The 11,032-nt window shown below is 56.0% G+C and carries 10 protein-coding genes; all 10 read right to left on the bottom strand.

The annotated features are described in order from the left end of the window. Window positions 1-330, bottom strand: a 330-nt coding sequence (locus KGL31_07465; GenBank protein MDE2321740.1) for a radical SAM protein, incomplete at its 3' end; no start/stop codon positions are given. 230 nt (window positions 331-560) lie between these two features. Continuing rightward, complete coding sequence (locus KGL31_07460; protein ID MDE2321739.1) at window positions 561-944, bottom strand: hypothetical protein; 384 nt, start codon at window positions 942-944, stop codon at window positions 561-563. 59 nt (window positions 945-1,003) lie between these two features. Continuing rightward, window positions 1,004-1,822, bottom strand: coding sequence for a molecular chaperone TorD family protein (locus KGL31_07455; protein ID MDE2321738.1), 819 nt, complete (start codon window positions 1,820-1,822; stop codon window positions 1,004-1,006). Between the two features lie 9 nt (window positions 1,823-1,831). Continuing rightward, complete coding sequence (locus tag KGL31_07450; GenBank protein MDE2321737.1) at window positions 1,832-3,100, bottom strand: 4Fe-4S dicluster domain-containing protein; 1,269 nt, start codon at window positions 3,098-3,100, stop codon at window positions 1,832-1,834. Window positions 3,101-3,128: 28 nt separating this feature from the next. Beyond that, on the bottom strand, window positions 3,129-3,470 hold the full coding sequence (locus KGL31_07445; GenBank protein ID MDE2321736.1) for a hypothetical protein: 342 nt from the start codon (window positions 3,468-3,470) through the stop codon (window positions 3,129-3,131). 10 nt (window positions 3,471-3,480) lie between these two features. Then, window positions 3,481-7,071, bottom strand: a complete 3,591-nt coding sequence (locus tag KGL31_07440; protein ID MDE2321735.1) for a molybdopterin-dependent oxidoreductase — start codon at window positions 7,069-7,071, stop codon at window positions 3,481-3,483. Window positions 7,072-7,084: 13 nt separating this feature from the next. Continuing rightward, a complete protein-coding gene (locus KGL31_07435) occupies window positions 7,085-7,312 on the bottom strand; it encodes a hypothetical protein (GenBank protein ID MDE2321734.1) in 228 nt (75 codons plus the stop codon). Then, window positions 7,306-8,298 (bottom strand): hypothetical protein, encoded by a 993-nt coding sequence (locus KGL31_07430; GenBank protein MDE2321733.1) that lies wholly within the window; start codon window positions 8,296-8,298, stop codon window positions 7,306-7,308. The genes KGL31_07435 and KGL31_07430 overlap by 7 nt, the downstream gene beginning before the upstream one ends. Continuing rightward, entirely contained in the window at window positions 8,295-10,193 is a 1,899-nt protein-coding gene (locus KGL31_07425; GenBank protein MDE2321732.1) for a copper oxidase, read from the bottom strand. Before KGL31_07425 ends, KGL31_07430 begins: the two co-directional genes overlap by 4 nt. A gap of 83 nt (window positions 10,194-10,276) precedes the next feature. After that, the gene (locus KGL31_07420; GenBank protein ID MDE2321731.1) at window positions 10,277-11,014 is read right to left on the bottom strand and encodes a carboxypeptidase regulatory-like domain-containing protein; all 738 of its coding nucleotides are present in this window, start codon (window positions 11,012-11,014) and stop codon (window positions 10,277-10,279) included. Window positions 11,015-11,032: the final 18 nt, after the last annotated feature.

The raw sequence follows: 11,032 nt of genomic DNA, 5'->3' as shown, positions 1-11,032 counted from the left end.
GTCATACAGCGCCTGCGCGGCCTCCGCCAAAAGAACTCCGTTTGTGGTGATGGCAAGATCCTCGATCCGCGGGTTGCGCGCAATCATTCTGACCAGAGCCGCAAGGTCTCTGCGGACGAGCGGCTCGCCCCCCGTCAGGCGAATCTTGGTGACGCCAAGCTCGGCGAAGATATCCACCAAGCCGCTCGCTTCCTCCAACGTCAGGATCTCCTTGCGTGGCAGCCAGACGTACTCTTCCTCAGGCATGCAGTATTGGCAGCGCAGGTTGCACCGATCGGTCACCGACAGGCGCACACTGCGAAGCGGTCTGCTCAACAGGTCAAAAAACATCGGGGAGTATTCGGTACGCTGTTGCACCCGGCTTACTCCTTCTTCGGCTCACATACCCACACGTACTGTTTCGCAGTCAAGGAGGCAGCTACCATAGGTAATAACCTATGCACTTGACTCAAGGTAGTGCAGCGCTCTGGGGTGGTGGCACCAGACTCAACACAACCTGTAGAGGTCACGGAGTCAAGTGCATAGGCCACATGTAAAAACGTCTACTACCCATGAACCCCTTAGTACATCGGCTGGACCTCTTTCACCTCCACGACCTTTAGGCCGCCAGGGCCGGTATAGAGGTTCCCTTTGACCATCACCACCCGCTCCAGGTGCTCACGGAGCAGGCTATTGGGATCCTTGAACGGGGCGTCAGCCATTGCCGCGTACATCACGTTGGCCTTCTCATCCAAAAGGTACATCCGGATCCCGGCCTGGTCACACCCAATGGCACACTCCCGGTGCGACTCCCCTTTGAGTCCGCTCGGCAGCAGGCAGACCGCATCGACTACGCGGACGGTAAGGCTGACGGGCTTTGCCTTCTCCGCAGCCCAAGCGGGGTTGGCCAGGAGGATTCCAAGTCCGACTGCCAGGAACGCGTACTGTACAATCCCTTTGATCATCTGAATCTGACCTCCTTTCGGACCGCCACCACGACTGGAGTCAAGTGGATACCCCTATCCTAGAATACGGATTGTGTTGCTTCCCATGCTAATGCTCCTGTATCTGAAAGGCAGGCATCTTTTGTTACACACGTCTCACACAAGCCTTCCGTCTCAGGCACAATCGGTGCCAGCCCTTCGACCTGCACAGGCTGCGTCTCAATGGCCTTGATCTCAAACGCCAGAAACTTCCCGGTCAGCCGGGCCAGCCAGAGGTAAAAGCCATTCGTCGCCTTCTCCTCAAGACGATCGGTGAAAAACAGTGCCCATCGGCCTAAGTGATCCTGCAAGAACTTCCGCTGGGCATCCCGACAGATCTCGACTCTTTCCGCTTTCTCTTCCTCCTCTCCATCTGAAATCACGGCATAGGCCTCCTTATAGGCCAAAAACGACATGAACTCCAGCTCGATGGAGATATAGTCCAGCCGCTCCTTTATCTGGTTCGAAACCTCCAAGCCGAAGGCTCGATAGAAGCCGGCAATGTCGCCTAAGGTCTGGGACTGCTCGAAGACCTGAGCGCCTGCAAGCTGCGTGTTGGCACCCGCATACCCACCACTGCCATAAAGGGTCTCGTAGGGGGGACAGTCGCACTGCAGCGTGTAACCAAAGATCTTCGAGAAGTCCGATCTCATCGCATCCGCCGGCTTGAGAGAGCCCTTCAGGGATTCAAGGGTCTCCTTCAAGCCATCGGGGCTGCCCAAGAGAGCCACGGCCTCCCCGGCTTCCTCCCAGCCTAAGCTGGACAGAACCGTCTCCTCAGGATAGAGGAAAAGGAGCGAGGAGAGGTGGTAAAGATAGCTCCTGGCCAGCGCGCGATTGACGGTCTCTCCCTGATTCATCTTGGTCTCCTAAATAGAGTTAAAGTGGACATTGGGCCGGATATACTTCGGCTCCTCCACCGTCTGCCGGATAATCTCCCTATCATTCTTGTCGTAGCCGATCACCGTGTCGTTATACATCTCCCATTTCTTGCCGGTTACGGGATGGATCGTCTCGAAGACCTTCGGACCTTCCTTGATCTCATACCGGAAGATGATCTCCTGACTGGCGCGGACGAGCTGGAGCACTGCCAGCAGCTCCCGGTCAGGGGCCACATACCTCTCAATCGCCTCATCTACCCCAGGACCGAACATCTGTCGTAGGTAGGGCCGGGGCGCCCACCGTGGAGGGATGTAGTAGCCATTCGGCTCGGTCCCGAACTGGGGATACAGGGGAAGGCCGACCTTTGCCACCTTGACCAGGTAGTAGATCGGGTTATAGTGGTCCTCCGCCCAATCTCCGGTCTTCTCATCAATGCGGACCAGGCCCTGGATACGGATCCTCCCGACACAGGCCGACATGCACCGGGTCTCAATAGGAACGCCATCGGGGGTGATGTGAGGATCCTTTCCCTCGATTCGGGGATAGCAGGCAATGCATTTTTCCGAAACCCTTGTCGTTCCCCGAAACATCGGCTTCTTATAGGGGCAGGCCTCAACACATTTTCGATAGCCCCGGCACCGCTCCTGATCAATCAAGACGATCCCATCTTCCGGTCTTTTGTAGATCGCCTTTCTCGGACAAGCCGCGAGACAGGCCGGGTAGGTGCAGTGGTTGCAAAGCCGCTGGAGATAGAAAAACCAGGTCTTGTGCTCGGGAAGCACTGACGAGGCATCCGGACCATACCACTTCTCTGGCACCCCTTCATGAGGCGTGGTTGCCGTGTCTTCATAGATGTTGGGAAAGCGCCACTCCTCGTCTTTCGGGATGTATCCGAGGGCCCGGACACCCCCCTCCGGCCCATACCGCTTCTTTGCGGCCTCGAAGATCGTCATCCCCTCGTAGGCCCCGTAGGGGCGTTTGCTTCCGTCCTTCTTGGAGGCATCCCAGACCGCTTCCCTCCCCTCCCGGTTATGGGCCTCATCGAGAAGCTGAAGGATCTTCATATCCCAGAACTGGGGATAGCCACCATAGGGTTTCGTCTCCACGTTGTTCCACCACATGTACTCCTGTCCCTTTGAGAAGGTCCAGGTGGATTTGCAGGCCATCGTGCAGGTCTGACAGGCGATACACCGGTTGGTGTTGAAGACGAAGGCGAACTGCCACTTGGGATGGGCCTCCGGGTAGGGATAGGCCATCTTCCTTCCGAGCTGCCAGTTATACACCTCATTCCACGCCATGGTATGTCTCCTTCTCGGGTGTCAAAATCTGTTTTTTAACCTCATCGGCCCGAAGCCGTAGAGAGATGTCTTTTCCATTCCAATACCCCCACTTCTCCCTCAGTCGGGAGATGATGGCCAGGACGTACTCCTCCCCCTTTTCATGATAAATCTGATGGGTCCCCCGGTAGAAGGGATCACGGAAGAGGTGGAGCAGACTCTCATCGTCCCAGCCGTCCCGGATATACTCCTCCACCAGGCACTCCATCATCTCCTCAAGATTCCCTCCGGGGAGCGCTACCCCGACCAATTCCATCGGATCATCCGCCTCGAACTCTTTTTCGGCCATTCGACTCTCCTTAGGCTTTCATCTTAATGAGCGCTCCCTTGAGAAGCCGGCTCGTGAAGTCGCTTTCATTCTTCGGAGCAAACCCTGTCCAGGTCGGCTCCCAGGGATGCCTGTTATCCAGACCTCCATTCTCGGCCTTGGTGATCCTGATCAGCGTCTCCTTCGGAACGGTGTTGACCGCGTGGTTGTCCTCATCGAATCCCCAGACGAAGATCATGTTGGTTGTCTTCTTGTGAAGCAGGGTGTCCAACTGGTGCATCGGCATGAGGAAGCTTCGGGTCACGCTCTGATGGGAGCCGTACCGCCAGTTCGACTGATATCCTGTGGAGGCGAGGGCCCGACCATCCGGCCTCGTCTCATGCGCCTTGACGGTGCGGTCGGTAGCCATCCAACTGGAGTGTTTGGTCATCGTGAAATGATAGGGGTACGCCGGGTTGTACTTCACCCGCAGCATGGACCGGGCCACCTTGTAGAAGGGATCATTCGGCTTCCAGCCTTCATATGGACGATCGGCCGGGTTGGCATCCATATAGACCCAGTCGCCGTCGTTAATCCCCAGGTCTTTGGCCGCCTGAGGGTTCATATGGAGCTGCCAGTCCCCCACACCCGGGGCCCGCTTATCCATCCGGTACGGGTCGCCAAAGTTGGTGCTCCAGATCCAGTTCCAGTCGACCACAGCCCAGGAGGAGTGGACCGTATGGCGGCTCTTCGGAGTCACGCAGTAAAACTTGTATCCCTTCTCCCACAGGGGATTCTTGGTCAGTTTTACCTGCTTCCACGGCATCTTCACGTTTCGGATCGTTCGCATTTCAGGCTTCATAGCATCTAAGGGGATGCCGTAGTCCTCTGGACGGACCAGGGGGTTCGTGGAGACGATTACGTTAGGGAGATACGGCGTCGCCTCCACCGCCTCCCGATGGACGATGAAGTTCTCCCCGTATTCGATCACCTCCGGCTCGTCGTTGTAGCACTGAAACCTTCCGGTCGGTGTATACACGGGCCAGCTATCGACGATCTGCTCCAGGAAGGAGACCCTCGGGTAGCTCCTGAAGAGCATCAGGGCCGCTCCAGGCTCGCCATATTTACCGGCGACGAGGTCTTCTACCTTATAGGACTTCTCGGGCGTAGAGGTGGTGCAGCAGACCTCCAGGACCCGCTGGATGTACACCTCCGTCTTGCCCTCTAAGACATGTTTCCAGCAGCTTTTGAAGCGAGGGTCCCCGGTGAGTTGACTCAGCTTCTCGGCCACCAAGGCGAAGATGACCGCATCGTCCTTGGTATCATGGAGGGGTTTTATCCCCTGGCCGGTGCGACCCTCACCCGCCTTTCCTCCCCCGCCGCCCGCATTCGCAAAACTGCCAACGGTCGTGCCGATCCCGGATCCGACGCCTCCCTTCCCCCAGATCTGGAGGAACGGGTTCGAGCAGGAAGCGCCCACCTCCAGTGTCTCGAACTCCAGCCAGGAGTTGGCCGGCAACTGGATATCGCAATGCTCCGCCGAGCCCGTCCACTCAATCTGGCAGTCCACGTACATATCAATCTTCGGATACAGGAGATTCTTGATGATGTTGTAATGCCACTTCGTCACGTTCGCCAGGTGGTTGGTGTTGCAGGTCCACATCGCCTTGGTCGGGGTGGGCATATGGCTGTGGCCCGTGAAGACCTTCCGCTCGTGCTTGGGGGTCTTCACAATCAGCGGCTTATCGCCGTGGCCATAGTAAGCGGTCTCCTCCCCCTCGGAGTAATTCTTGATATGCTTTCGGATCTCCTTTCGCCACGTCCCCAGATCGTTGTATTTCGGATCATCCCAGGCAATCTGATTGAAGGGGTCCTCCTTGATCCATGCGGCCACCCCAGGGCCGGACCACATCGAGCCATGGATTAAGGCCCCCTTGTAGTTCCCGGACCAGGTGTGCACGCCCGCGCCGGGGATGCCGAGGTTCCCGGTCAGCATGAGAATCAGAAAGCAGGCACGGTTATGCTCGGTCGCATTGAAATAATGATTGATCCCCTCCCCATGGTGGATGGAGATCGGCTTGATGGTGGCGACATCCTCGGCTAGACGCTGAATCAACTCTTTTGGGGCGCCCCCGCAGATATCGCTGACGGTATCCAGATCGTAGTCCCGGAGGTGGATCTTGTATCCTTCCATGACGGTCATCACCTCCACCTCTTTGCCATCTATCAGCTTGACCTTTCCCTTAAACTCCAGGGCCGGGTCAATCCCTTTCTCTGAGAGCTTCTTTCCCACGTCCTCACGGGTAATCGGCTTGAAACTCTTGCTTTTTAAGTCATACACCACGAAGTCGCCCACCTTTTCATACTGCTCCCACTTCAGCCCATGGACGGCAAAGCTCACACCGTCCTGGAGGAGGCCGAGCTTGTAGTTCGGGAAGACCTCATGAGCACGCAACTGCTGGAGGTTGTCAGTCCGGATCAGGAACGGCAGATTGGTAAATTCCTTGATAAACTTCGCGTCGTACTTCTTGCTCTCGATGAGATACTTGGCAATGTACAGAAAGATCGTGGTGTCGGAGAGACCGGCACGGACCGGGATCCAGTAGTCGGACTTTGTGGCGGGAGGATTATATTCAGGGGCGATCGTCACGATCTTTCCGCCCCGCTCCATGACCTCGGTCAGCCAGTGGGCCTCCGGCATCTTCTGCTCAATCAGGTTCTTTCCCACCTGGATGGAGAGCTTCGAAAATCGAAGATCATTCAGATCAATGTCGGAGGTTTGAAGCCCATGAATAAAAGGTCCCCCTGGGGCCTGATCCCCACGCCAGGTGTACTCCGACCACGACTTGGAACCTACCGCCTTATCCGGCCCCACACCCCGAACATGGGCATCGAGCAGGGCCAGCATATTATTAAACCGGAAGATGCCAAACTTCCCCATGACCCCATGGATGGGGAGAGAGGCGCCCATCTTAACGGTGGTCATCCCCGACTCCTCCCAGTGCTCCAGCATCTCGGGAGCATAGCCATCCTCCAGGAGACGACGCTTCCCTTCCTCACCACTATAGGTCTTGGCAATGGCGATCAGCCCCTTGGCCACATACGTGGTCGCCTCATCCCAGGAGAGCCGGATGAACTCGTCGTTTCCGCGATCGTCGTGCTTGTACTTCTTCCGAAGCTCAGGATGACCGCTTAATGAGGGAAATCCGTCATCGGCCCACTGCTTCCAGCCCTTCCGGATCATGGGGTACTTGGCCCGATAGGGACCATACACCCGCCGATGGACGGTGTAGCCCTTCAGGCACATCCTCGGGTTCCAGGCCGAGGTGGCCTGATTGCCGTAAATATCTTTAATCTTTTGATGGTCGTAGTTCTGCTCCAACCGCATGACCACCCCATTTCTCAGAAAGGCCCTGACCCGGCACATATGGGTGTCGTTCGGAGCACAGATGAAGGTGTAGCTCTGGTCAAAGCGGTATTGATCATGATAGATCTTCTCCCAGCCTCGAGTAGGATAGGTACCCAGGGGGTTTCCAACCTCGACGGACGGCTGGAGCGTTTTAAAGGCAAAGGCCTTCTCGGCGAGGAGCAGCCCCGCCCCCGCCGCCGTCACTCCTAAGAACTTCCTTCTTGTGAACTCCATTGTCCTTCCCTCCTTAGTTCTTCATGAGACCTGACTGCCCGTGTATTGGGCATTGTGTTGGAGACCGCTCGTCTTGGGCAAGCCTGGCAATGGCGACCTTGGCACAACCGTCGCACTCGTAAAGGGTTTGAAAAAAACCCTCCTCGATCACATCAGGAGACCGTGGAACACCCTTCAGCCCTTTTTTTCCCGCCGCAAAGAGTTTAAATAAGTCCCTTCTGGTTAGATTCTCCCCTACCATGTACCCGCCTCCACTCTATAGGTCTCAATACACCGATTGCAGGCCCCTTCCTCGTACTCCCACGTGGGGAAATCTTTCTTCAGGGATTCCAGGGCTTCCTTGGGCAGCTTGTCGAGATCATCGGCCCAATGGAATGTCGGAAAGCGGCAGAGGGGGCAAAGAGAGCCGGGGAAAAAGGCGCTTCGTTGTTTCCCCTGGGATTGCCACCCCGTCTCGCCTCTTTCCAAAACCTTCCCAGGATCCTTCGCCATCTCCAGGATCTCGGCATGGGTCAATCTTTCAACCCCCCAGAGGGCTTCGAAAGCCGCGCTCAACTGCAAAAGAGGGACACCGCGGTAAAATGCCTCAAGCAGCCTAAAATGTCCCTCCTGATCTACGATCGTCTCTTTGCCCTGTCTGCTGAGCCTCCCGTCCACGTAAATGTCCCAGATCGTGTTATACCGATCTCTCAAAAGGGCGATCTCAGAGGGCGAGCTGCCAGCAGGAAATCCCTCTTCGCCACGGGGATGGCCGAAGGATTCATCCACCATATCGGCCACATGTCGGAACTCGTGGCGAAGGTACCGAAGAAGATCCTGGGTGTCTTCGAAGTGCACTTGACGGATCCGGATCCCGATTCGCTTTTGGCTCAGACCCAGATCGGCCCACTCCTCACGATCCCTCATCGCCTTTTTCACAAAGACCTCTTCGATCGCCTCGAGCTCCGGAAACTGCAACAGCGAATCCACAATCATCTTTTCAAAACCAAAATCGATAAAGAACTTCCTGTGAACCTTCTCAAACTCCGCCTCTCGGGCAGAAGGAAGCAGTTTTTGTTCGTAGATTGGATCAACGAAGGCATGATACGCCTTCAGGGGCCGGAAGTCGCCCTTGTCCTCTCGCTGCCTGATCTCCCTGAGCACTACCTCATCCAGGAGGGAGGGATCGTACTGGATCTTCATCTCAATGGCCTCTCGTGAATGATCTTTCCTCTCCTCGATCGTCATTGTGGGTCTTGCTGCTCTTTGGTCAGCTTCACCTTCCATTCGTGGGGGAGATTCTGAACCCAGCCGTTGTACACGACCGGGATCGGAAGCACCCCCTGCCCTCCCATTCCGGCGTAGTCCGTTACGGCAGTATCATCCATCTTGAATCCTGCCGAGGCATTGTCGGTGGTCAACAGTACCCGTCCGACAATTTTTGCGTCCGATGGATTCCCATCGTTGTTCGGATCGGGGTCGACGACGATCAGCTCATTCGAGAATTTACTCGCTACATAGGCGTAATACCCCCCGCCTTGCTTTGCGCCAAACTGGATCCCATGACACCCCGCATCACACGGCAGACTCGCGACAACCGTATCGGTAGCCGTGTCCACAATGATGATGTTTGCGGTCAGCGTATTCGCGTTGAGCAGATATTTCCCATCTGGGCTGACCGGCGTCTGAATCGGCAGTGCGCCGACCGGGCCTCCGATTGGTCCGGTGATAGGATTATAATTGGCAAGGAGATTGATGTCCTTGATCTTCTCCCCAGGTGCCTTTCCGGGCAGGTTTATGTTCAGCACGCTGAGGGTGCTGTCGAGAAAGTTTGACACATAGTATTTGCTCGAGTCCGGCATCATTCCCGTCGCGATCGGAAAGGCCCCCGTGTGGGATTTGGCTTCAATCCGCCTTTGTGGAAAGTTGTACAGGGTCGAATCGTCGGTATCTGCGTTAGGGGTCACCATGAGATTGCCATCAGCGCTCATCCAGTGGCCGTGTGGATGGGTCGGGGCCTCTCCAGGTCCCTGCATGGGAATTCTTCGTTGGATATAGGTGGCCAACGGCGCAAGTTCAAGCACAGCATCTTCACCGTTCAGGCTCACATGGACCTGATCCGTATTGACCCGCGTCATCACATGCGCGGGCGCCTGCCCGACAACCATGTTGCGCACCATCTGTCCTGTCTGCCTGTCAAATACTGTCAATTTATTGTCGAACCATTGGGTCTGGTAGATGAGCGTCTGGTGTCGATCGGTCCACATGTTGTGCGGGTTGTTCATATTGATCGATGGCAAGGCCACTTTCCGTGTCACTTGCCAACTGGTCGCGTCAACGGCGGTTGCGGTTCCAGGCTTTGATTTGTTCGCTGTCTTTTCGAATTGGGCGTCTACCCAGACTTCCCCAACACCCGCCGTGGATGGAGGGATGGCCTGGGCCAGGGTCTTGGGTTCATGAAAGTAACCGTGTAAAGCTGCATTGAGATCCGATACTGAGACTGGATTACCGTCCTTATCGAAGACAAGCACGCCCACGGGAGGATACGTCGGATTCCACGACACTGAAGTCGTCTTACTGTAGAATTGCCAGTTCGAGGGATTGGTGGCGATAAAGAACGTTCGTACCAACCGTAAGGCGAGGTCTGAAGCTGTCGGGAGGCCCGTAATGCCGTTGATCAGATCGATCGTCTTTCCCAGATCCAGTCCGGAGGTTGAAGGGTCGTCGACGATCACCGCCGCAAACATGTACGGGTGGATGTCGCAGTAAAATACATACAATCCGGGCGTCGTCAGGGTGACCGAGAATTCAACAGGATGGAGGAAGTCAGACGGAACGGTAAGATCGGCATCAAACGGCATAGCCGCTGCTCCCGTTGGCCAGATTAAACTGACGGCTGTGTGCAGGGTATTGGCTTGGCCGTGTGATTTGAACTTGACCGTGTCTCCCTGACTAAGCAGAGCGAGTGATTTCTCCCCCGTGCCTGCAATGGATTCAGGAACGCAACCCGGGCTACCCGTGCAGTCGAACCAATTGCCTGGGTTATCCGTGACCTCAAAGGTGACCGTGGTCGCAGCTTCTGCAATATTGAAAACCTTGGGTGCTACCAAAACGATTGCGATAACAAAACTTATGCTGGTCAACCATTGAATCGTTTTACCCACGGAATACCTCCTATACGAGCATTTTTTGGACAAGAGTAAACAGTCCCTTAATGTGGTAGCGTCTACTGCTTCGCCAGTTCGATCGTGAGCTTGGTCTCCTGCTTCGGCTCGACGGTGACGTCCTGCACCTTCTCGCCGAGCGTCTCCTGCCAGACCGCGAGCTTGTACTTTCCCGGTGGAACATCGCCGAGGGTGAACTCACCCTTGTCGTTGGTGACAGCCACGTACGGCTGGTCGGAGACAACGAGCCAGCCCAGCATAAAATTGTGGGCATCACAGGTCACCTTAAAAAGCTCCGCTTTCGCCAACGTCGTGATCAGCTCCTTCTTGAATTTCGGCTGGGCCTTGTTGAACGTGGGGTTAACTTTGCTACGGGTGTGAATGTTGTGGAGAATCCCATCACTGTTCAGGATATGCAGCCTGCCACCCGCGGGAAGCACGACGACATGGGGCTTATAGTTACACCCTTTCTGATCTATTGTTGCGTCCGTGATCGCCCAGCTCTTCCCTTTGTTCACATCGATCAATCTCACCACGGCATTTTCAATGCCTTGCTGAGGACCAACAACGAGATCCCAGCTCAGGTGCTTCTCCTTCCCGCAGACCTCCTTGTCTTCTTCATCGGTCAGTTGGAGATCCAGTTCCTTCCTCGCTGGTGGAGTCCCGGCAAATCTGATCGTGCCGGTGATCGTCCCGCCGTCTTTCACCTCGCCGCCCTCATAAGCCGAGGCAGAAGCTGCGGTCCCAAAGCAAAACCCCGCTACCATGGTCGCTGCAATCAGTTCGCGCATCCTGTACATAGAGCATCGCCTCCTTTA

This window comes from Candidatus Methylomirabilota bacterium, from assembly GCA_028870115.1.
Lineage (GTDB): Bacteria > Methylomirabilota > Methylomirabilia > Methylomirabilales > Methylomirabilaceae > Methylomirabilis.
The sequence above is the reverse complement of the archived record's forward strand: the minus strand, read 5'-3'. Positions and strand labels throughout refer to the sequence as shown.